Consider the following 22,417-nt stretch of genomic DNA (forward strand, 5'->3'; position numbering starts at 1 on the left):
CAGCGTGAGCACCTCGATGGCGCGATGCCATCGGCTGTGTTCCCAGTGGGCCGTAGGAACTTTCACCGCTCTACCGGATCACTTCATCTCGTGGGCGCCGGCGCGGCATCCACCCGCGTGCGGTACACCATGTACGGCGCCTGCCGCCGATCAACGCCGCCATTGAATCCGGCTTGGCGGTGCAGCTGGTTGGCGGTGAAGTACAGATAGCCGTCCGGCCCCATCGACAACGTATCCGGCCACAGGATGCGCGGGTCGTGAACCACGGTCGTCCATCGCCCCTGCGCGTCGCGGGCATGGATCGCGTTGTGCTCGTAGTCGCTGGCATACAACCGCCCGTTGGCGTCCATCTCCATGCCATCGGAGGCGCCCTTGTCGCCGTGGTCGACCACCGCGGCCGCCAGTTCCGCTTCACTCACCTTCGGATCGCGCAGCAGCGCGGTCGGCACGCTGTACAGATGACGGCTGGACAAGGGCGTGTAGAACAGCGTGGCGCCATCGGGCGACAGGGCGATGCCATCGGCGGCCACGGTGAACGGCTGCGTCGAACCATCCGCGTTTCGCAGCCGCATCTGCTGCCCTTCCACGATCGGTACGAAGGTCGGGTCGGCTGACGTGGACACATGCCCGATCAGGCGCTTGGTGGCGCTACCGGTAGCGAGGTCGATCACGATGATGCCGCCGATACCGCTCAGCGACGAGTCGGTCACGTAGGCCACGCCCTCGCGGCCGACCCGGAAGTCGAAGCGCACATCGTTGACGTAGGTGCGCGCGTCGATGACGTTGGCCGGGAACACCAGTGTCCTGGCCACGGTATTGGTAGCCAGATCGATCGCCACCAGCTTGGCGCCACCGGCCTGCGGTGCGGAGAATGCGGGCGCTGCAGTGTCCAACACCCACAGCCGGCCCTGGCCATCGGCCACCACGCTCTGCACGCTGATGAAGTGTGCAGCCGGGTCGGCTCCGTCCGCGCTGTTGATGCGCGCATCCGGATAGGGTACGGCGCGGCCGTCGCGCCATTCGGCCACGCTGCAGCTCACGTCATCGCCCCAGCGCGGGAAGTTGACGAAGATGCGCCCGGTTTCAGATACCGCCACGCTGGTGGGCATGGCACCCTCGAAACGCGCCACCGGTTCGAGGGTACCGATGCTGCGCTCGCTGGGCAGCATGGGCGCGCCGGACATCGCCAGCGCGGGGGAACTGGCCAGGGCCAGGACGGCAGCCGCCAGGCTGCGGATACGACAGTTGATCATGTTGCTCTCGATGCGGGTCCGGGTGCAGCCCCGGCGTGGACGCATCTTCTGCGGCGCACGCGGCATCGGGTAGACGGTGCAGCGCGGAATCAGCTTCACTACAGGAGTGAAGATTCGAGATGATTGGTCCTGTTGATCAAGGCAATCAGTGAGGCCTGTCAGCTGGCTCTGCTTTCGGCACCATCAACAGCTCCGCCAACCCACGGTAGATCGGCACGCGGCACACCAGCCCGGACACGCCGCGCGCGATCAGCACCGTGGCCAGGATCGGCAGGAGCAGATCACCACTGTCGGTCAGCTCCAGCGAGATCACCGCCGAGGTCAGCGGGGCCTGGGTGACGCCGGTCAGGTAGGCACACATGCCCAGCAGCACGAACGCACGCGGATCCACGCCCGGCATCAACATCGCCAGGTTATGCCCAAGACCGGCACCGACCGCCAGCGCCGGCGAGAACAGGCCGCCGGGGATGCCCGCCACGTAGGACGCCAGATTCGCCAGCAGCTTCATCAGACCGAACTCGTGGCCCACCATCGCCTGCCCCTGCACCAGGCTGCGCGCCTGTTCGTAGCCGGTGCCGAATGCGCCTTCTCCGAACGCCAGGGCCAGCAGCACCACCACCAGCCCGCAGCCTGCGGCCAGCAACACGGGATGCCGCTGCCGCAGTTGCCCGAGCCAACGGGGGCGGCCCGCCGCACTGGCCAACACCGCGCGCGCGAACAATCCGCCCAGCAATCCGGCCACTGCGCCGCACAGCAGGATCGCCAGCCAGCCCTGGCCGAGCGGCAGGCGCGCACTCACATGGCCGAAGTAGGTGTAGTTGCCGAGCAGGCCCAGCGAGACCACGCCACCGACGATCACTGCGGTCAGCAGGGTGCCGGAGAAGCGATGCTCGAAGCGGCCGCTGAGCTCCTCGATGGCGAAGACGATGCCGGCCAGCGGTGTGTTGAACGCCGCCGCGATGCCGGCCGCGCCCCCGGCCAGCAGGAAGTGCGAGAGTTCGCGCGGGTCCTTGAAGCCGAACCAGCGGCCGAACAGGTACATCAGGCTCGCGCCCACATGCACGGTCGGGCCCTCGCGACCAACGGACGCGCCACCGAGCAGGGACAGCGAGGTCAGCAGCAGCTTGCCCGCCGAGACCGCGGGCGACAGGTTGGTCTTGCGGAAGGACTCGTCCGGCCTGTCCAGTGCGGCAATGACCTGCGGAATGCCACTGCCGCGGGTGGGTTTGAGCGCACCCGCGGTCAGCCAGGCCAGCAACGCGAAGATGCCGGGCGTGAGCAGCAGGGCCCACCACGGCGAGTGCGCGGTGATGCGCTGGAACAGATGGAAGGCCGCGTCGCTGGCCTTGGCAAACAGGATGGCCACCAGCGCTACGGCCACAGCACCGCCCCAGAGCGCGGCACGGCGGCGCCAGGCCTCGCTTAGGACCAGCGCGGTGATGCGGCCGCGGCGGCGATTGAGATCGGTCATGCAGGACAGTCTGGATGCGGCGGGTGCGAGCGGACAGCGGCTACTGTGGCCGAAGGCCTTGCAGGATGCGGTGAAATGCCTGGACACGGGCCGTCCCGACAACCTGCCCAATGCGCACACCGCCAGACGGGCAGGCGCTCCCGCCACCGGCGCTTTTTCACCCCGCGCTTCCAGTACACCGCGCGCAACCCGTTCGCGCACACGCTGGGCGTAGAAGACATCGGCAATGCCGGGGTGGCGCTGCGGGTCCAGCGACATCGCGTTCCCCACGATGCAGGCGATGTTCGGAACTGTCCATCGCAGTGGAAACGCAGTTGCGCATCGATCCGGGCGATGCCTCCATCGGTCAGCGCGGCGGTGCTTTGCCGCTACTGGTCGGTGAGAGGGACATCGCTGTCAGGACCTTCGTCCGTATCACGCAGGCAACCGTTTATCGCCAACAAGCGAACCAAGACATAGTGACCGAATGCTTCAAGTTCCTCCTTCGGCAGCATCGCCGGATCGAGCTCCCCCGCCGCGTAGTCCTTGAAGGTTACGAAGGTGTGATTCTTCCACTGCCCCGGCGCATCGGCCTGACGCAGATCATCCAGCACCACGCGCAGGCCGCCGTCAGGAAGTGCGGCCAGGCTGCACAGCACCGCGTCGCGGCGGATCGGATAGGACTGGTAGCTGTTCATGGCATGTACTCGCGCGTCCGTATGCAGCAATGAACTTACACCGTAGCGCCCATTCATGGCGGCCGCTCAATGTAAACTTTTCTATATAGAATCTGGTTGACAGCACTCACCCACCCACCCACACTGCCGCCCTCGCTCCACTCGTACCCAAGGTCCGCCATGGCTGCTGCCATCCGCCACGACTGGCAACACGACGAACTGCAGGCCCTGTTCGACCTGCCGTTGCCCGAGCTGCTGTTCCGCGCCGCGGCGGTCCACCGTGAGCACTTCGACCCGGCGCAGGTGCAGGTCTCCACGCTGCTGTCGGTGAAGACCGGAGGCTGCCCGGAAGACTGCGCGTACTGCCCTCAGGCGCAGCGCTACAGCACCGGGGTGAACGCGCAGAAGCTGATGGACACCGATGCGGTGCTGGCCAAGGCCCGCCAGGCCAAGGCCGCCGGTGCGTCGCGTTTCTGCATGGGTGCCGCGTGGCGATCACCGAAGGACCGCGACATCCCGAAGGTAGCGGCGATGATCGCCGGGGTGAAGGCGCTGGGCCTGGAGACCTGCGCCACGCTGGGCATGCTCAGTGGCGAACAGGCACGCGCGCTGAAGGACGCCGGCCTGGACTACTACAACCACAACCTCGACACCGCACCGGACTACTACGATTCGATCATCCACACGCGCCAGTACCAGGACCGCCTGGACACGCTGGAGCACGTGCGCGAGGCCGGCCTGAAGACCTGCTGCGGCGGCATTGTCGGCATGGGCGAGACGCGCGCGCAGCGCGTTGGCCTGCTGCTGGCGCTGGCCACGCTGCCGGCGCATCCCGATTCGGTGCCGATCAACAGGCTGGTGCAGGTGGCGGGCACCCCGCTGCATGGCAGTGCCGAGCTGGACCCGTTCGAGTTCGTGCGCATGATCGCGGTGGCACGCATCGCCATGCCGCGCTCGATGGTGCGGCTGTCGGCCGGGCGCGAAGCCATGAGTGACGAACTGCAGGCGCTGTGCTTCCTGGCCGGTGCCAATTCGATCTTCTACGGCGACAAGCTGCTGACCACCGGCAACCCGGAGAGTGAGCGCGACCTGGCCCTGTTTGCCCGGCTGGGACTGCAACCGATGGCGGTGCAGGTGGATGCCGAGGGCCACGATCACGGCGGTACAGTGCACGCCGACATCAGCGCCGATGCGCCCGGCTGCGGCTGCGCTCACGCGGCCTGAGACGGGGTACAAGCAGGCGTCGCGGCAACGCGCTACCCTAGCCGCCCCGTCGCCGCATTCAGCCGCCATGGCCCGCCCCGACCTGACCGCCCGCCTCCACGCCCAGCGCGCCCTGCGCGATGCCCAAGGCCGTCGCCGCACGCGGCGCACGGTCAACCGTCGTGATGGCGTCCGCCTGGAAGTGGACGGCCAGTGGCTGACCGGCTTCTGCAGCAATGATTACCTGGGCCTGGCCCAGCAGTTCAGCGTGGTCAACGCGCTGCAGGATGCCGCTGCACGCGAAGGCGCCGGCGCCGGTGCATCGCATCTGGTCTGCGGCCACCACGCCCTGCATGACGCGCTGGAGCGCGAAGTGGCGGAGTGGCTGGGCTACCCGCGCGCGCTGCTGTTCGGTAGTGGCTTCGCCGCCAACCTGGCCGTGCAGCAGGCACTGCTGAGCGAAGAGAGTGATGTCTGCGTGCAGGACAAGCTCAACCACGCCAGCCTCTTGGATGCGACGCGGCTGGCCGGTGCGCGCCTGCGCCGTTATCCGCACCTTGATGCCGAAGGCGCGATGCGCCAGCTCAAGCACGCGCCCGACGGCGCGGCGATGCTGGCCACCGATGGTGTCTTCAGCATGGATGGCGACATCGCACCGCTGCGTGCATTGTCGCTTGTGGCACGCCTGCAGCAAGCCCTGTTCTATGTGGACGATGCGCACGGCGTAGGCGTGGTCGGTGACGGCCGTGGTGCCGTGGCCGCCGCCGGGCTGGGCGTGGACGATGTGCCGCTGCAGCTGGTCACGCTGGGCAAGGCACTGGGCGGTTCCGGCGCGCTGGTGCTGGGCCGCGACGATCTGGTCGAGCACCTGGCTGGAACCGCACGCCCCTACATCTACACCACGGCGATGCCGCCACCGCTGGCCGCCGCTGCACTGGAAGCGGTGCGCCTGGCACGCCGTGACAACTGGCGCCGCTCGAAACTGACCGACCTGATCGCGCTGTTCCGCAGCGAGGCACGCCGCCATGGCCTGGACCTGATGGCTTCGGAAACGCCGATCCAGCCGCTGCTGTGTGGTGACGATCACCGCGCCGTGGCGATGTCCAAGGCACTGGAGCAGGCTGGTTGGCTGGTCGGCGCGATCCGTCCGCCCACGGTGCCCGAAGGCAAGGCGCGCCTGCGTGTGACCCTGTCCGCCCTGCACACGCCGGAACAGGTGCGTGGCCTGGTGGCCGCGATCGCCAGCGCGCGCGATCGCGTGGATCTGGCGGTACGTGACGCCGCGCCACCGCCATTGCCTGTCTTTGCCTGAGCCTGCTGTCGTTTTCCCATGCATATCGACGTCACCGGCCAGGGGCCGGACCTGGTACTGATCCATGGCTGGGCCCTGCAGGGCGGTGTGTTCGCACCGTTGGTGCAGCGCCTGGCCGACCGGTTCACCCTGCATTTGGTTGATCTGCCGGGCCATGGCCACAGCCGCGAAGACACCACGCCGTTGCGCCTGCCGTTCGTGGTGAACGCCATTGCCGCGGCCACGCCGCCGGCGGTGTGGTGCGGCTGGTCACTGGGCGGCCTGTTCGCACTGCACGCCACCGCAACGCTTCCGAAAGTGCGCGGGCTGGCGATGATCGCGGCCACGCCGCGCTTCGTGCGCGGCCACGACTGGCCGCATGCGGTGGAGCCGGCGGTGTTCGAGCAGTTCGGGCGCGAGCTGGCGACCGATTTCGGTGGCACCCTGGAACGCTTCCTGGCGCTGGATGTGATGGGCTCGGCGCACGCCCGCGAGGAGCTGCGCACGCTGCGCCAACGCCTGGTTGAGCGCGGCGCGCCCACCGAACGGGCCCTGCTGGAAGGCCTGCGCCTGCTGGAAAGCACCGACCTGCGCGGCGCATTGCCAACACTGGGTAAACCCAGCCTGTGGATCGCCGGCCAGCGCGACCGGCTGGTGTCTCCGGCGGCGATGCAGGCCGCTGCGGCATTGGCCCCGGGTGCGCAGGCGCTGACCATCGCCCATGGCGGCCACGCGCCCTTCCTCGGCCATGCCGACGAGGTGGCCAGCGCCCTGCAACACTTCGTTGCCGGCCTGTCACCGGCCGATGGCGGACAATGAGCGCCTTCCTCATTCCACGGGATTGACGCATGGATCTAGGTATCAACGGCCGCTGGGCACTGGTCTGCGGCGCAAGCAAGGGCTTGGGCCTGGGCTGCGCGCGTGCGCTGGTGCGCGAGGGCGTCAACGTGGTGATCGTGGCCCGTGGCGAGGCTGCACTGCAGGTCGCTGCCGAAGAGCTGCGTGCACTGCCCGGTGCCGCTGAGGTGCGCGCGGTCGCCGCCGACATCACCACCGACGCCGGTCGTGCCGCGGCGCTGGCCGCGTGCCCGCAGGTGGACATCCTGGTCACCAATGCCGGTGGCCCGCCGCCAGGCGACTTCCGCACTTTCGAGCGCGACGACTGGATCGCCGCGCTCGACGCCAACATGCTGGCGCCGATCGCGCTGATCCGCGCCACCGTGGACGCGATGATTGCGCGTGGCTTCGGCCGCATCGTCAACATCACCTCGTCGGCGGTGAAAGCGCCGATCGACATCCTGGCGCTGTCCAACGGTGCACGCAGCGGCCTGACCGGTTTCGTCGCCGGCCTGTCGCGCCGCACCGTCGCGCACAACGTCACGATCAACAACCTGCTGCCCGGCCAGTTCGACACCGACCGCCTGCGCGCCAACTTCGCCCACACTGCGGGCAAGGACGGCGATGCCGGCGAAGTGGCCGAACGCCGCCGCCAGCAGATTCCCGCTGGCCGCTTCGGCACAGCGGACGAGTTCGGCGCCGCCTGCGCCTTCCTGTGCAGCGCACACACCGGTTACCTCACCGGGCAGAACCTGCTGATCGACGGCGGCGCATACCCCGGTACGTTCTAAGAGACTTTCGCAATGCCGTCCCACTTCGATGCCCGCCATGTCCGCCGCGCATTCGCGCGTGCCGCCACCAGTTACGACGCTGCCGCCGCCCTGCAGCGCGAGGTGCAGTCGCGGCTGATCGAATCGTTGGACTACCTGGAGGCACGCAAGCCCGAGGTGGTGCTGGACATCGGCGCGGGTACCGGCCACGCCAGCGCGTTGATGAAGAAGCGTTGGCCGAAGGCGCAGGTGATCGCGCTGGATGTGGCACTGCCGATGCTGGACCAGGCCAAGCGCCAGGCCGGCTGGTGGAAGCCGTTCCAACGCCTGTGCGGCGACGCCGCCGCGCTGCCGCTGGCCGACAACAGCGTGGACGTGATCTTCAGCAACCTGTGCCTGCAGTGGGTGGACGACCTGCCGGCGGTGTTCGCAGGCTTCCGTCGCGTGCTCAAGCCCGGTGGCCTGCTGCTGTGTTCCACCTTCGGCCCGGAAACCCTGATCGAACTCAACGAGGCCTTCGCGGCCGCCGATGACCGCCCGCACGTGAGCCGCTTCGCGCAGATCGCCCAGTTCGGCGATGCGCTGATGATGGCCGGCTTCCGCGACCCGGTGCTGGACCGCGATCTGTTCACCCTGACCTACGACGACCTGCCCTCGTTGATGCGCGAGCTGCGCGCGATGGGCGCGACCAATGCGCGGGTGGATCGCCGCCACACGCTGACCGGGCGTGGCCGTTTCGCTGCGGCGGCAGCGGCGTATGAACCGATGCGGCGCGCCGACGGCAAGCTGCCCAGCAGCTGGGAAGTGATCTATGCCCATGCCTGGGCACCGGACCCGGGCGCACCGATCCGCGAAGGCGGGCATGACGTGGCCTCAGTGCCGGTTTCGGCGATTCCGATCCGGCGCAAGCAGACCTGATCGTCTGGTAGTGCCGGCCGCTGGCCGGCAACCTCACGATTCCATGGTGGGCATCTGCCGGCCAGCGGCCGGCACTACCAAATGCGACGCCATACGCGAATCGCTCTGGTGGGTGCCGACCTTGGTCGGCACAGTGCCGGCAACCTCACGATTCCATGGTGGGCGTCTGCCGGCCAGCAGCCGGCACTACCGCATGGCACCCGCCCAAATCAGGTTTCCGCCTCAGGTGTTGGCCGGCGAACTCAGCGGCGGCCGCACCAGGTCGCGGTGGAAGAAATAGATTTCCTGCACCAGGAAGCGCCAGCTGGTGTGGAAGCTGCGGAAGCGCGTGCTGGGCGTGGACGAGGCCAGTGCATCGATGCCCAGCGCCCTGCTCAGGCGCAGCGCGCGCGCCATGTGCAGCGGATCGCTGACGATGATCACCCGGTGCAGGTTGCGCTGGTCCATCAGCCGCTTGGCTTCCACCAGGTTCTGCACGGTGTTGCGCGAGGCAGTCTCGATCAGGATCGCATCGTCCGGCACGCCGTGCTTGAGCGCATAGCGCCGCGCCACCTGTGACTCGGAAAAGCGCGCGCCGGTACCACCATAGCCGCCGGTGAAGATCAGCAGCGGCGCGAACTGGGCCTCATAGAGATCCAGCCCATGACGGATGCGTTCTTCGAATACCGGCGACGGCTTGGCGTCATAGGCCGCCGCACCGAGCACGATGATGGCGTCGGCCTTGGCCGCCTGGTCACGCTCGCCGACCCAGACGATCCAGGCAGTCACGCCCAGCAGCCAGATCACCAGCAGGACAAACAACCGCCACAGCCAGCCCAGCAGGCCAGTGCGATGCCGGTGCCGGTCGCGGCTCACGGCGCGCCCCAGCGCAGTGCGGGCAGGTCGACGTTGCCGCCGGACAGCACCAGGCCCACGCGCAGGCCGGCAAAACGCTGAGGCTGCGCCAGCACCGCGGCGAGCACGGTCGCCGATGACGGCTCGACCACCTGCTTGAGGACCTCCCACAGCAAGCGCATCGCCGCCATCGTCGCCGCGTCATCGACCACGATCACCTCGGCGTTGGCCGCGCGCAGCAGCTCGAAGTTGGGCGCGCCGATCAGGGTGCGCAGACCGTCGCAGATCGTGTCCGGGGTGAACGGCCCCTGGCGCTCGCCAGCGGCCAACGAGCGAGCGGTGTCGTCCGCGCCGGCCGGCTCGGCCAGCACCAGCCGGGTCTGCGGGCTGGCGAGCTGCAGGGCCCGCGCGGTACCGCTGGCCAGGCCACCGCCGCCCACCGGCACCACCAGCACGTCGAACGGGCCGTCGCTGTGCAGCAGCTCCAGTGCTGCGGTGCCCTGCCCGGCCATCACCGCCGGGTCCGCATAGGGATGGACCAGGGTCGCGCCGGTATCAGCCTGTACTTTGGCGCAGGTGGCCTCTCGGTCAGCGACGGTCGGCGGGCAGCGCCAGAGCGTGGCGCCATGGCGGGCGATGTTGGCCAGCTTGGCCGCCACTGCACCTTCGGGCACCACCACGTGGCAGGGAATGCCACGGGTGCGCGCGGCCAGGGCCAGGGCGGCGCCGTGGTTGCCGGAGGAATGGGTGACCACGCCGGCGCTGGCGCGATCGGCATCCAGCGACCACACCGCATTGCACGCGCCGCGGAACTTGAATGCGCCGCCGCGCTGCAGATGCTCGGCCTTGAACGCCAGCTGCGCGCCGGCCAGCGCATCGAGCGTGCGCGAGCGCAGCACCGGGGTCACGCTGGCGTGCGGCGCGATCCGCGCAGCGGCAGCCAGGACATCATCGGCACGGGGCAACAGTGAATCGCTCATGACGCAAGATTAACGTATGGCTCCCTGCTGGCGACCCCGGCACAGGTCATGCAAGCATGGCAGCCTTCACCTCCATTCATCCTGGACAGTGAAGTTAAGGGCCGATTCAACGCCTGCGCATGAAGCTCACTGTACAACCCGTCCTCTGGGGGGACCCACCATGAAAACGCGCCTGATGCTTGCCGGTGGCCTGATGCTGGCCCTGACCGGCTGCACCACCTACGACTATGTCGGCGGTGGCCGCAGCGGCAGCTACTACCACGGTGCGCCGTCGGTGGAGTACCGCTACCCCGCCGGCTATCCCTACAGCTACGGCTACCCGTACTACGGCGGCTATGGCGGCTACTACGGCGGCTATGGCAATCCGTATTACTCGCGCCCGATCTACCGCCCGCCGCACAACCACCGCCCGCCACCGCGCCCACCCGGCAACGGCGGCGAGAACCGCCCGCCACCGCCGTCGCGGCCGTCGTACAACGGCGGTTCGCCGTGGCGGAACATGGACTCGATGCGCCGGCCGCCGCAATCGAACATCCAGCCCTCTGCGCCTCCGCCGCCGGCCCGTCCGGCTCCGGCGCCGAGTGCGCCAAGAATGAACGGTTCCCCCTGGCGCAACATGGATCGTGGGACGCAGCGCACAGTTGAGCGCTGAACCGTCTTGCATTTCACACGGTCCAAGCCGCACTCTACGGGGCCAGTGACGGTCCGCGTCACAAAGTGACAAAAACGACACGGGCCGCCGCAAAAATCTCTACGTCGATATCCGACAGGAACATCTGGATCCCCCCTGTTCCGGCCCTGTCGGATGTCGGCACCTCTGAAAGCAGACGGCCCCGCAGTGCGGGGCCGTTTGTTTTGCGGGGTCGTCAACCGGCGGCCGCAGCTTCCGTAGATCCACGCCATGCGTGGATGGCGGCCTCCCGATAGCGCCAAAAAACAGGGCCGGGCAGTCCCCCGACTGCCGGCCCCCTGCTCCCCCACCGTGCGCCTGTACCGGCCCCTGTTCCAATTCCGGTCACGGGCGCCTGCGGCGCCAGCCACGGTGGGTGCTATTGGGTTATCTGCAAAAATCCTGCCAACTTTAGGGCTGATTTCGACGGGAGCCGGCCGGCGCCGACGTCGCGGCCCCGAATGGCGCTAAAATCGCCACCCCGGTGCCGCCCCGGCCGCGCCCGCCCCCAGCTGAACAGCCCCATGAACCCGTCCTTCCATCGTTACGACGTCATCGTCATCGGCGGTGGCCACGCCGGCACCGAAGCCGCGCTGGCCGCGGCCCGTACCGGCGTGCGCACCCTGCTGCTGACCCACAACATCGAAACAGTGGGCGCGATGAGCTGCAACCCGGCCATCGGCGGCATCGGCAAGGGCCACCTGGTCAAGGAAATCGACGCCCTGGGCGGTGCGATGGCGCATGCCGCCGACCGCGCCGGCATCCAGTGGCGCACGCTCAACGCCTCCAAGGGCCCGGCCGTGCGCGCGACCCGCTGCCAGGCCGACCGCAACCTGTATCGCATGGCGATCCGCGCCATCGTCGAAGGCCAGGCCAACCTGACCGTGTTCCAGGCCGCCGTCGATGACCTGGTCATTGAAGGCGACGCCGTGCGCGGGGTCATGACCCAGACCGGCCTGCGCTTCGACGCCGGTGCCGTGGTGCTGACCGCCGGCACCTTCCTGGCCGGCAAGATCCATGTCGGCCCGACCCAGTACGCCGCCGGCCGCATGGGCGACCCGCCGGCCACCACGCTGGCGGCGCGCCTGCGCGAGCGTCCTTTCCAGGTGGACCGCCTGAAGACCGGCACGCCGCCGCGCATCGATGGCCGCTCGCTGGACTACAGCGTGATGGACGAGCAGCCGGGCGATTCGCCGCGGCCGGTGATGTCCTTCCTCGGCTCGGTGGACGAGCATCCGCAGCAGGTCAGCTGCTGGATCACCCACACCACCGAGCAGACCCACCAGATCATCCGCGACGCGCTGCACCGCTCGCCGCTGTACAGCGGCCAGATCGAAGGCATCGGCCCGCGCTACTGCCCGTCCATCGAGGACAAGGTGGTGCGCTTCGCCGAAAAGGCCAGCCACCAGATCTTCGTCGAACCGGAAGGCCTGGGCATCGTCGAGATCTACCCCAACGGCATTTCCACCTCGCTGCCCTTCGACGTGCAGCTGGAGATGGTGCGCAGCATCCGTGGCTTCGAGAACGCGCACATCACCCGCCCCGGCTACGCCATCGAGTACGACTTCTTCGATCCGCGCGGGCTGAAGGCGTCGCTGGAAACCAAGCTGGTCAACGGCCTGTTCTTCGCCGGCCAGATCAACGGCACCACCGGCTATGAGGAGGCCGCCGCGCAGGGCCTGCTGGCCGGCCTCAACGCCGCACGCCAGGTGCGTGGGCTGGACGGTTGGTGCCCGCGCCGCGACGAGGCGTACCTGGGCGTGCTGGTGGATGACCTGATCACCCACGGCACCAACGAGCCGTACCGCATGTTCACCAGCCGCGCCGAGTACCGGCTGCAGCTGCGCGAGGACAATGCGGACCAGCGCCTGACCCCGACCGGCCGCGAGATGGGCCTGGTGGATGATCGTCGCTGGGGTGCGTTCGAGACCAAGCAGGCCGCTGTTGCTGCCGAGCGCGCACGCCTGGGCGCGCTGTGGGCAACCCCGGCCAATGCGCTGGGCCGCGAAGTGCAGGACACGCTGGGCGTGGCGGTCAGCCGCGAGACCAACGTGCTGGACCTGATCAAGCGCCCCGAGCTGGATTACGCGCAGCTGATGCAGGTGCCATCGCTGGGGCCGGCCGTGGCCGACGCCAAGGTGGCCGAGCAGGTGGAGATCGGCGTGAAGTACGCCGGCTACCTGGACCGCCAGCGCGAGGAGATCGAGCGCCAGCAGCGGCATGAGGCCACGCCGATCGCCGAGGCGTTCGACTATGCGACCGTGCGCGGGCTGTCGGCCGAAGCACTGCAGAAGCTGGAGCGGGTGCGCCCGCAGACCATCGGCCAGGCGCAGCGTATTCCGGGCATGACCCCGGCAGCGATCTCACTGCTGCTGGTGCACCTGGAGCGCGCGCGCCGCGGCCGCGTGGCGTAACGCGGGACCGTCCGCTTCTGGTGGGTACCGGCCAAGGTCGGCACGCACCGGAGCGGAAGACGCACCCACATTGGCGAACGCGCTAGCGTGCGTCGGCCCCGCCGCCCAGCACCTTGAACAACGTCACCCGGTTGCCCGCCTCCTGCTGCTGCAGCGCGATCAGGTCCTGCTGCGCGGCAAACAGGCTGCGTTGCGCATCCAGTGCTTGCAGATAGCCGTCCAGCCCGGTGCGGTAACGCGCATCGGCCAGCGTGTAGCTGCGCTGGTTGGCGGCCACCCGCGCGCGCTGTGCGTCCATCTGCACGGTCAAGTGATCGCGCGTGGCCAGCGCATCGGCTACTTCACTGAAGGCCTGCTGGATCGCTTTCTCGTACTGCGCAATGCCGATGTCCTTGCCGATCTTCGAGGCATCCAGCGAGGCCTTCAGCGCACCGGCGTGGAAGATCGGCGCGGTGATGCTGGGCGCGAACGACCAGCCACGGGTGCCGGCCGAGAACAGCGTCGACAACGCGGTGGAGCTGTGGCCGTAATTGGCGGTCAATGTCAGCGTCGGGAAGAATGCAGCGCGCGCGGCACCGATATCGGCATTGGCCGCCTGTAGTGCGTGTTCGGCGGACAACACGTCCGGGCGCTGCAGCAGCACGCTGGACGGCAGGTTGGCCGGCAGCGGCGCCAGTGCCACGCTGCCATCCAGCGCCTGCGCGGTTGGCAGCAAGGCCGGATCCAGCGGCGCCCCTACCAGCAACTGCAATGCATCGCGATCCTGCGCCTGCTGCGTCTGCAGCTTGGCGAGCGCACCGCGCGCGGCTTCGACGCTGGTCTGTACCTGCGACAGGTCCAGGCCCGAGGCCAGGCCTTGGGCGTGGCGGGCCTCGGTGCGCTGCAGGGTCTGCTGCTGGCTGTCCAGGGTCTGCCGGGTGAACGCCAGTGACTGCTCGTCCGCTGCCAACGCCAGCCACGCCGTGGCCACTTCGGCCACCAGGCTGGTGCGCGCGGCGCGCTGGTTCTCGGCGCTGGCCAGCCAGTTCTGCAGGGCCTCGTTCTTCAGGCTGCGGATGCGTCCGAACAGATCCAGTTCCCAACTGCTGATACCCACCTGCACGGCATCAGATTCGGTTACCTGGGTGGCACCGGTCTCGCTGTTGGCATCACTTACCCGCGAGCGGGTGACACTGCCGCTGGCATCCACCGACGGCAGCAGCGCCGCGCGCTGGATGCGGTACTGCGCGCGTTCCTTCTCCACCTGCAGCATGGCCACGCGCAGGTCGCGGTTGTTCTGCAGCGCCAGCGCGATCACCTGCTGCAGGTGCGGCTCGAGGAAGACTTCGCGCCAGGCTGGCACCGCCAGTGCTGGCTCGGCCTCGGCCGTGGCGGCATTGCCGAATTGTGCCGGCACCGGCGCCTCGGGCCTCTGGTAATGCGGCGCCATGCTCACGCAGCCACCCAGCACGGTGGTCATCGTTGCGGCCGCAATGGCGCGCAGCAGCGTCGGCTTCATGGGCTTGCCTCCGGGGCAGTGGCTTCGGCAGGCGCGCGGCCCGGGAACAGGCGGCGCACGAGCAGGTAGAACAACGGCACGAAGAACATGCCCAGCACCATCGAGGCGACCGTGCCGCCGGCCACGCCGGTACCCAGCGAGCGGCGCGCGGCCGAGCCGGCGCCGGTGGCGAACACCAGCGGCAGCACACCCATCAGGAACGCCAGCGAGGTCATCACGATCGGCCGCAGGCGCAGATAGACGGCCTGCAGGATCGCCTCGCGGGTGCTCCTGCCCTGCTGTTCAAGGATGCGCGCGAACTCGACGATCAGGATGCCGTTCTTGGCCGCCAGGCCAATCGTGGTCAGCAGGCCGACCTGGAAGTACACGTCGTTGTTGAGGCCACGCAGGTTCATCAACAGCACGGCGCCGAACACGCCCACCGGCACCGCCAGCATCACCGCGAACGGCACCGCCCAGCTTTCATACAGCGCGGCCAGGCACAGGAACACGAACAGCAGCGAGATGGCGTACAGCATCGGCGCCTGGTTGCCCGACAGCTGTTCCTGGTAGGCCATGTCCGACCAGGCATGGCTGAAGCCTTCCGGCAGCGCGTCGGCCAGGCGCGCGATCTCGGCCATCGCCTCGCCGGAACTGACGCCCGGCGCGGGCTGGCCGGTGATCTCCATCGCAGACACGCCGTTGTAGCGCTGCAGCGCGGCCGGCGCGCTGGTCCAGTGCGCGCTGACCAGCGACGACAGCGGCACCATCTGGCCGGCCTGGTTGCGCACGCTCCAGCGCTCGATGTCCTGCGGCTGCATGCGCGCTTCGGCGGTGCCCTGGATGAACACCTTCTTGATGCGGCCCTTGTAGATGAAGTTGTTGACGAAGTCGCCGCCCAAGGCCGCATTCAAGGTGTCATTGATGTCCTGCGGATTCACGCCCATGGCCTGCGCCTTGGCGTCATCCACCTTCACCGCATACACCGGCGCGTCTTCCAGGCTGGCGTAGCGCACGTTGACCAGCTTCGGATCCCTGGCGGCCTCCTTCAGCAGCGTGTTGCGCGCGGCCACGGCGGCGGCATGGCCGGCGCCGCCTTCGTCCTGCAGTTCCAGGGTGAAACCGCCCGCATCGCCCAGGCCCAGGATGGCCGGTGGCGAGGTGATGAACACCTGCGCATCGGGCACGCTGGCCATGGCCGCGGTCAACCGTGCGGCAATGGTGTCGGCGTCATCCTTGCGGTCATCCCAGTCCTTCAGGCGGATGAAGGCCTGGCCGACGTTCTGGCCGCTGCCGGTGACACTGAAACCGGCGGTGGCCTGGATCGACAGCACGCCGTCGTCCTTCACCGCGGCGGCACTCAGGCGATCCATCACCGCGCGGGTCTGCTCCAGGGTGGCACCGGCCGGCAGCTTCACCAGCGCGTTGAGCATGCCCTGGTCCTCGTCGGGCAGGAACGCGCCCGGCAGGTGCCACAGCAGCAGGCCGGTGGCCACGCTCAGCACCAGGTAGAACCCCACGCCCAGCGTGCGCCGGCCAAGGAAGCCATCCACCCGGCGACGCAGGCCGTTGGAGGTGCGCTCGAAACGGTGGTTGAACCAGATGAAGCACTTGCCCAGCAGGCTCGGCTCACCGCCGTGGTCGCCATGCGGATGGCCGCCCTTGGGAATCTGGTGCAGGATGCTGCCGCACAGGGCCGGGGTGATGGTCATCGCCACCAGCACCGACAGGATCATCGCAGCGGCAATCGTCACCGAGAACTGGCGATAGATCACGCCGGTGACACCGCTGAAGAACGCCATCGGCAGGAACACGGCGGTCAGCACCAGCACGATGCCCACCAGCGCGCCGGTGATCTGGCCCATCGCCTTCAGCGTGGCCGGCTTCGGCGCCAGCCCTTCGAAGGTCATCACCCGCTCCACGTTCTCCACCACCACGATGGCATCGTCCACCAGCAGGCCGATGGCCAGCACCAGTGCGAACATGGTCAGGGTATTGATCGAATAGCCAAATGCCGCCAGCACGCCGAAGGTGCCCAGCAGCACCACCGGCACCGCGATGGTCGGGATCAGGGTGGCGCGCCAGTTCTGCAGGAACAGGTACATCACCAGCACCACCAGGATGATCGCCTCGATCAGGGTGATCACCACTTCCTTCAGCGAGATGGTCACGAACGGCGTGGTGGTGAACGCCACGTGGTAGGTGTAGTCGTGCGGCCAGTACTTCTGCAACTGCTGCAGGCGGGTCTCGATGGCCTTGGACACGGCGATGGCATTGGCGCCGGCGTTGAGCTCGATGCCCAGCGACGCCGACGGCTTGCCGTTGAAGGTGCTGATGCTGTCGTAGCTCTCCGGCCCCAGGCCGATCGTCGCCACGTCGCCCAGGTGCACTACGCTGCCGTTGGCATCGGCCTTCAGCACCACCCGCGCGAACTGTTCGGGCGTGTGCAGGCGGCTGCGCGCGGTGACCGTGGCGTCCAGCTGCTGGCCCTTCAGTGCCGGCTGGCCACCCAGCTCACCGGCCGAGACGTCGGTGTTCTGCGCCTGCAGTGCGGTCTCGATGTCCGACGGCATCAGCGCGTACTGGCGCATCTTCTCCGGGTCCAGCCAGATGCGCATGGCGTATTCCTGGCCGATCGGCTGGATGTTGCCGACACCACTGACGCGGCTGATCTGGTCGTCGATGCGCGCTTCCATGAAGTTGGCGACATCGAAGTTGTCCATGCTGCCGTCTTCGCTGGTGAACGACAGCACCTCGAAGATCGAACCACTGGACTTGGTGATGGTCAGGCCGTTCTGCTGCACCGCCTGCGGCAGCGTCGCCATCGCCGCCTGCAGCTGGTTCTGTACCTGCACCTGCGCGGTGTCCGGATTGGTGCCGGTGGCAAACACCAGGTTGACCTGCGCCGAGCCATCGGAGGCGCTGGTGGAGGTCATGTACATCAGGTGGTCCAGGCTCTGCTGGGACTGCTCGATGACCTGGGTGACCGCGTTTTCCACGGTCTGCGACGAGGCGCCGGTGTAGGTGGCGCGGATGGTGATGGTGGGTGGGGCGATCTGCGGGTAGCGGTCCACCGGCAGGATCAGGATCGCGAGCAGGCCGAGCAGGCTGACCGCGATGGCGATCACCCAGGCGAAGATCGGCCGGTCGATGAAGAAACGAACCATGCGCGGCAGGCCTCAGTGCGACGTTTCGTCGGTGTTGCCGGTCGGGTCGATCGCCGGCATTGCGGCCAGCTGCGCGGTGGTGGCCGCCACCGCCTGCACCTGCTGGCCAAGCGCTACCGCGCTGCCGTTGCTGACGATCACCCGATCGCCAGCCTTCAGCCCCTGCGTGATCTGCCACTGGTTGCCCACTACCTGGCCGGTGCTGACCCGGCGCTCGACCACGCGGTCCTTTGCGTCGAGCAGGCGCAGCAGCGGCTCGCCACGTTCATTGCGCAGCACCGCCTTCTGCGGCACCAGCAGGGCGCGCGCATCGGTGGCCATCGGCAGCACCGCCCTCAGGTACATGCCCGGCAGCAGCAGGCCCTCCGGGTTCGGAATGACCGCGCGCAGCACCACGTTGCCGGTGCCCGGGTCGACTGCGCTGCCGACAAACTCCAGGGTGCCTTCATGCGCGTACGTGCTGCCGTCCTCCAGCAGCACCTTCACCTGTGCCTTGCCGTCGATGGCTTTCACCCGGCCGGCATCGAGCTGCTTGCGCAGCGCCAGCATCTGCGTGCTGGACTGGGTGACATCCAGATAGACCGGGTCCAACCGCTGGATGGTTGCCAGCGCCGCGTCCTGGCCGGCGGCGACCAGCGCGCCAGCGGTGACGCTGGACGTGCCGATGCGGCCATCGATCGGTGCAGTGACCCGGGTGTAGTCGAGGTTGATGCGGGCCGCCTGCAGCGCAGCGCGCGCGGCGATCACATTGGCCTGGGCCTGCTTCAGTGCCGAGGTGGCATCGTCGGCGTCCTGCTTGCTGGCCGCATCCATGCCCAGCAGCGTGCGGGTGCGCTCGGCCTTCGGCTGCGCCGACAACACGGTGGCCTCGGCCTGCGCCAGCTGGCCACGCGCGGTATCGAAGGCGGCCTGGTACGGCGCCGGATCGATCTGGTAAAGCAGCTGGCCGGCCTTGACCTGCTGGCCTTCGGTGAACAACCGCTGGCGGATCAGCCCAGCGACCTGCGGGCGCACCTCGGACACCTCGAACGGTACGGCGCGACCGGGCAGGGTCTGTTGCAGGGCCAGCGGCTGCACGCTGGCAGTGATGACGCCCACTTCAGGGGTGGCCGGGGCCTCGGGCCTGCCCGCCGAGCAGGCCGCCAGGGCCAGCAGCAGGGGCAGCAACAGCGGAAGGGGGGAGCGGGACAGCGGGCGCAGGAGTGACATGGGGGGCGTGGGGGCCTTGCGTTGACCCGTGCACGCTGCCGTGGAACTGTGCAGAGAATATGGAGATTGTGCGACCGGCTCAGCGGGCGCTTGCTTTCGGCGCCGCATGCGCCGCTAATGGCCCCGCGATGGCGAAGATTCGACTCAAATTCGGCCTGACCGCGAAGACCTTCCTCGCGATCTTCACCGCCTGCCTGCTGGTGCTGGCAGTGAACGGTATTGCCAGCCGCGTGGCGTTCCAGACCGGCTTCCTGGACTACCTCAATGACCAGGGCGACCTGCGCATGCAGCGCGTGATGCCGCACCTGCAGCGCGAGTACAGTGCGCACGGCGGCTGGGAGCACCTGCGCGGCGACAGTGACCGCTGGGCGCGGCTGCTGCGCCCGGATCTGGCCCATGGGCACGAGGGGCCCGTGCCACCGCTGTCCGACCAGACCGGCGTTCCCTCTCGCCTGGGCCTGTTCGATGCACAGCATCGGTTCGTAGCCGGCAACCCGGACGCCACCAGCGACGACGAGCCGCACGCCGTGCAGGTGGACGGGCACACGGTCGGCTGGCTGGGCATGGTGCCGTTCCAGACCGTCATCGCCACCAACGACCTGAACTTCTACAACACCCAGATGCGTGCGTGGTGGGTGATCGGCATCGCGCTGCTGCTGGTGACGGTGCTGCTGGCCTGGCTGGTATCGCGCGCGCTGCGCCAGCGCCTTGCCAAACTGGCGGCGGCCACCCACCGGCTCGCCGCTGGCGACTACGCCACCCGCATCGAGCGCACCAGCGACGACGAGCTGGATGCACTGGTCAACGACTTCAACCGGATGGCGCAGGCGCTGGACGACACCGAGCGCAACCGCCGTGCCTTCATCGCCGATATCTCGCACGAACTGCGCACGCCGCTGGCGGTGGTTCGTGCCGAACTGGAAGCCATCGAGGACGGCATCCGCCCGCTGGACCGCGCCAACCTCGGTGCCCTGCAGGGCGAGATCCGCCAACTGGGCAAGTTGATCGACGACCTGCACGACCTGTCGATGACCCAGTCCGGCGGCCTGGCCTACCGCTTCGCACCGCTGGACCTGGCGGCGCTGCTGCGCAGCGAGCTCAATGGCATGCGCGTGCGCTTCTCCACGGCGGGGCTGGCACTGGAGGAGAACCTGCCCGCCACACCGCTGCAGGTATCCGGTGACGAACGACGCCTGCAGCAGGTGCTGGCCAATCTGCTGGAAAACGCATTGCGCTACACCCACGCCGGGGGCCGCGTACGTGTGCAGGCAGCGCGCGTGCCTGCCGGTGTGCAGCTGACCGTGGAAGACACCGCGCCAGGCGTGCCGGCGGACAAATGCGCGCTGCTGTTCGAGCGCTTCTACCGGGTGGAGAGCTCGCGCAACCGGGCCAGCGGCGGCAGCGGGCTGGGCCTGGCCATCAGCCACAACATCATCCTCGCCCACCACGGCCTCATCCACGCCGAGCCATCGCCGCTGGGCGGGCTGCGCGTGGTCATTACCCTGCCGGAGCCTGCATGAGCCTGTCCACCGCCGCGTCCTCGAAGATCCTGATCGTCGAGGATGAGCCACGCCTGGCCTCGGTGCTGCGCGACTACCTGGCCGCCGCCGGCATGACCAGCGAATGGGTGGACGATGGCGGCCAGGTGATCGACGCATTCGCGCGCTACCAGCCCGACCTGGTGCTGCTGGATCTGATGCTGCCACAGCGCGATGGCGTGGACCTGTGCCGCGAACTGCGCGCCAGCAGCGATGTACCGGTGATCATGGTCACCGCACGGGTGGAAGAGATCGACCGCCTGCTGGGCCTGGACATCGGTGCCGACGACTACATCTGCAAGCCGTTCAGTCCGCGCGAAGTGGTCGCACGGGTGATGGCGGTGCTGCGCCGCTACCGCCCGGACCCCGTTGCGCGTGCCAACAGCGGGCTGCATATCGACGAACCGGCAGCCCGCGCTACCTGGAACGGCAAGGGCCTGGACCTGACCCCGGTCGAATACCGCCTGCTGCGCACGCTGCTGGCCACGCCGGGCCGGATCTGGGCGCGCGACGAGCTGCTCGACCGCCTCTATCTGGACCACCGCGTGGTGGTCGACCGCACCGTCGACAGCCACGTGCGCAACCTGCGCCGCAAGCTGGCTGACGCCGGCATGGAAGGCGAACCGATCCGTTCGGTGTATGGCATGGGCTACAGCTACGAGCCGTGATCGCGTTCGCCGGGCTTGGCCCGGCGCTACCCCGTCATGCCTCGTCGACGAACGTCACCCTCTGGTAGCGCCGGGCCATGCCCGGCGAGCGCAGCGATGCAGACCTGCGCTACAGTCGAGAGCGCTCGACATTAAGAACACAACTGCATGGACGACATCCACCCGATCGCGCCGGACAAGCGCGCCGCCATTCTTTCCAGCCTCGCCGACATCGAACAGCGCCACAATGTGCGTGTGCTGCTGGCCTGCGAATCCGGCAGCCGTGGCTGGGGCTTCTCTTCGCCGGACAGCGACTACGATGCACGCTTCATCTACGTGCATCGCCAGCCGTGGTATCTCAGCGTCAACGAGAGCACCGGTCCCGGCGAAGCGCAGCGCGATGTGATCGAGCTGCCGATCGACGATGAGCTCGACGTCAGCGGCTGGGACCTGCGCAAGGCACTGCGGCTGGTCTCAAAATCCAATCCGACACTGATCGAATGGCTGCGTTCGCCGATCGTGTACCGGCAGGATGACGCTGCGGTGGCACTGCTGTGGGAAGCGGCCCAACGCTTCTACTCACCCTTGGGCAGCTGGTGGCACTACATGAGCATGGCCAGGACCACACAGCCGCCACCTGGGTGAGCCCACCATCAGCACCAAGAAGTACCTGTATGTGCTGCGCGCCCTGCTTGCCTGCCAGTGGATCGAGAGCGAGCCCACGCCGCCGCCGATGGCCTTCGAGGATCTGCTGGACCGGTTGCTGCCGGACGGCCCGGTGCGCCACGCCATCGACGCATTGCTGGTGGTCAAGCGCGCCAGCGCCGAGGTCAGCGCTCGTCCGCGCATCGCGCTCATCAGCGAGTACATTGACCATGCGATGGCCGTTCGCGCGGCGCAGGCCCCGCAGCTGCCGGCCGGACAGGGCGACAGCGCCTGGATGGACGTGCTGTTCCGGCGGATGCTGGCCGAGCACGCGCCGTCCTGAGCGGTTGCACCCGTTTCTGGTAGCTGACGACCTTGGTCGGCACCGAGATCACCATCCACGCATGGCGTGGATCTACTGTGTATCCGCGCGGCCC

17 protein-coding genes and 1 pseudogene are annotated in these 22,417 nt (G+C 68.3%); 10 read left to right on the forward strand and 8 right to left on the reverse strand.

All coding sequences use genetic code 11. The features are described from left to right. Nucleotides 1-83: 83 nt before the first annotated feature. The 3 genes from ACSYHF_RS19405 to ACSYHF_RS19415 all read right to left on the reverse strand — a co-directional run bounded on the left by ACSYHF_RS19405 (nt 84) and on the right by ACSYHF_RS19415 (nt 3,401). The gene (locus ACSYHF_RS19405) at nt 84-1,253 is read right to left on the reverse strand and encodes an L-dopachrome tautomerase-related protein (RefSeq protein WP_329845926.1); all 1,170 of its coding nucleotides are present in this window, start codon (nt 1,251-1,253) and stop codon (nt 84-86) included. Between the two features lie 145 nt (nt 1,254-1,398). Then, the gene (locus tag ACSYHF_RS19410; RefSeq protein ID WP_329845927.1) at nt 1,399-2,724 is read right to left on the reverse strand and encodes a chloride channel protein; all 1,326 of its coding nucleotides are present in this window, start codon (nt 2,722-2,724) and stop codon (nt 1,399-1,401) included. A 368-nt stretch (nt 2,725-3,092) separates the two neighbouring features. Beyond that, the gene (locus ACSYHF_RS19415; RefSeq protein WP_005420123.1) at nt 3,093-3,401 is read right to left on the reverse strand and encodes a hypothetical protein; all 309 of its coding nucleotides are present in this window, start codon (nt 3,399-3,401) and stop codon (nt 3,093-3,095) included. A 159-nt stretch (nt 3,402-3,560) separates the two neighbouring features. Between ACSYHF_RS19415 and bioB the strand changes: the two genes are divergently transcribed. From bioB to bioC, 5 genes are all read left to right on the forward strand, one after another. Then, nucleotides 3,561-4,604 carry a biotin synthase BioB gene (bioB, locus tag ACSYHF_RS19420; RefSeq protein ID WP_005420125.1) on the forward strand — a complete coding sequence of 348 codons (1,044 nt, stop codon included), beginning with the start codon at nt 3,561-3,563 and terminating at the stop codon, nt 4,602-4,604. Nucleotides 4,605-4,671: 67 nt separating this feature from the next. Beyond that, nucleotides 4,672-5,895: an 8-amino-7-oxononanoate synthase gene (bioF, locus tag ACSYHF_RS19425; protein WP_447575948.1), complete on the forward strand. Its 1,224-nt coding sequence runs from the start codon at nt 4,672-4,674 to the stop codon at nt 5,893-5,895. Nucleotides 5,896-5,913: 18 nt separating this feature from the next. Then, the gene (gene bioH, locus ACSYHF_RS19430) at nt 5,914-6,693 is read left to right on the forward strand and encodes a pimeloyl-ACP methyl ester esterase BioH (protein ID WP_111129520.1); all 780 of its coding nucleotides are present in this window, start codon (nt 5,914-5,916) and stop codon (nt 6,691-6,693) included. Between the two features lie 29 nt (nt 6,694-6,722). Continuing rightward, entirely contained in the window at nt 6,723-7,502 is a 780-nt protein-coding gene (locus ACSYHF_RS19435) for an SDR family oxidoreductase (protein ID WP_111129522.1), read from the forward strand. Between the two features lie 12 nt (nt 7,503-7,514). Continuing rightward, the gene (bioC, locus tag ACSYHF_RS19440) at nt 7,515-8,399 is read left to right on the forward strand and encodes a malonyl-ACP O-methyltransferase BioC (RefSeq protein WP_005420131.1); all 885 of its coding nucleotides are present in this window, start codon (nt 7,515-7,517) and stop codon (nt 8,397-8,399) included. Between the two features lie 222 nt (nt 8,400-8,621). On the opposite strand, the gene ACSYHF_RS19445 is transcribed toward bioC, so the two are convergent. Then, the gene (locus ACSYHF_RS19445) at nt 8,622-9,266 is read right to left on the reverse strand and encodes a YdcF family protein (protein WP_374083052.1); all 645 of its coding nucleotides are present in this window, start codon (nt 9,264-9,266) and stop codon (nt 8,622-8,624) included. Next, the gene (locus ACSYHF_RS19450) at nt 9,251-10,213 is read right to left on the reverse strand and encodes a pyridoxal-phosphate dependent enzyme (protein WP_447575949.1); all 963 of its coding nucleotides are present in this window, start codon (nt 10,211-10,213) and stop codon (nt 9,251-9,253) included. The genes ACSYHF_RS19445 and ACSYHF_RS19450 overlap by 16 nt, the downstream gene beginning before the upstream one ends. Before the next feature lie 160 nt (nt 10,214-10,373). On the opposite strand from ACSYHF_RS19450, the gene ACSYHF_RS19455 reads away from it, so the two are divergent. Together ACSYHF_RS19455 and mnmG are read left to right on the forward strand one after the other, a co-directional pair. After that, nucleotides 10,374-10,865: a hypothetical protein gene (locus tag ACSYHF_RS19455; protein ID WP_447575950.1), complete on the forward strand. Its 492-nt coding sequence runs from the start codon at nt 10,374-10,376 to the stop codon at nt 10,863-10,865. A gap of 542 nt (nt 10,866-11,407) precedes the next feature. Continuing rightward, the gene (mnmG, locus tag ACSYHF_RS19460; RefSeq protein ID WP_005420137.1) at nt 11,408-13,297 is read left to right on the forward strand and encodes a tRNA uridine-5-carboxymethylaminomethyl(34) synthesis enzyme MnmG; all 1,890 of its coding nucleotides are present in this window, start codon (nt 11,408-11,410) and stop codon (nt 13,295-13,297) included. Between the two features lie 82 nt (nt 13,298-13,379). On the opposite strand, the gene smeC is transcribed toward mnmG, so the two are convergent. Genes smeC through smeA form a run of 3 tightly spaced genes read right to left on the reverse strand, consistent with a single transcriptional unit; the run spans nt 13,380 to nt 19,150 of the window. Continuing rightward, complete coding sequence (gene smeC, locus ACSYHF_RS19465; RefSeq protein WP_447575951.1) at nt 13,380-14,795, reverse strand: multidrug efflux transporter outer membrane subunit SmeC; 1,416 nt, start codon at nt 14,793-14,795, stop codon at nt 13,380-13,382. Beyond that, the gene (gene smeB, locus ACSYHF_RS19470; protein ID WP_447575952.1) at nt 14,792-17,941 is read right to left on the reverse strand and encodes a multidrug efflux RND transporter permease subunit SmeB; all 3,150 of its coding nucleotides are present in this window, start codon (nt 17,939-17,941) and stop codon (nt 14,792-14,794) included. The genes smeC and smeB overlap by 4 nt, the downstream gene beginning before the upstream one ends. A gap of 12 nt (nt 17,942-17,953) precedes the next feature. Further along, entirely contained in the window at nt 17,954-19,150 is a 1,197-nt protein-coding gene (gene smeA / locus ACSYHF_RS19475; protein WP_069138792.1) for a multidrug efflux RND transporter periplasmic adaptor subunit SmeA, read from the reverse strand. Nucleotides 19,151-19,278: 128 nt separating this feature from the next. Here smeA and baeS point away from each other — a divergent pair, with 128 nt between their 5' ends. The 3 genes and pseudogenes from baeS to ACSYHF_RS19490 all read left to right on the forward strand — a co-directional run bounded on the left by baeS (nt 19,279) and on the right by ACSYHF_RS19490 (nt 22,323). After that, nucleotides 19,279-20,670: a sensor histidine kinase efflux regulator BaeS gene (baeS, locus tag ACSYHF_RS19480; protein WP_005420145.1), complete on the forward strand. Its 1,392-nt coding sequence runs from the start codon at nt 19,279-19,281 to the stop codon at nt 20,668-20,670. Beyond that, nucleotides 20,667-21,356, forward strand: a complete 690-nt coding sequence (locus tag ACSYHF_RS19485) for a response regulator (RefSeq protein ID WP_188238997.1) — start codon at nt 20,667-20,669, stop codon at nt 21,354-21,356. The genes baeS and ACSYHF_RS19485 overlap by 4 nt, the downstream gene beginning before the upstream one ends. A 147-nt stretch (nt 21,357-21,503) precedes the next feature. Next, nucleotides 21,504-22,323: pseudogene (locus ACSYHF_RS19490) on the forward strand (nucleotidyltransferase domain-containing protein). Nucleotides 22,324-22,417: the final 94 nt, after the last annotated feature.

The sequence above is a fragment of the Stenotrophomonas maltophilia group sp. P373 genome (assembly GCF_053295075.1).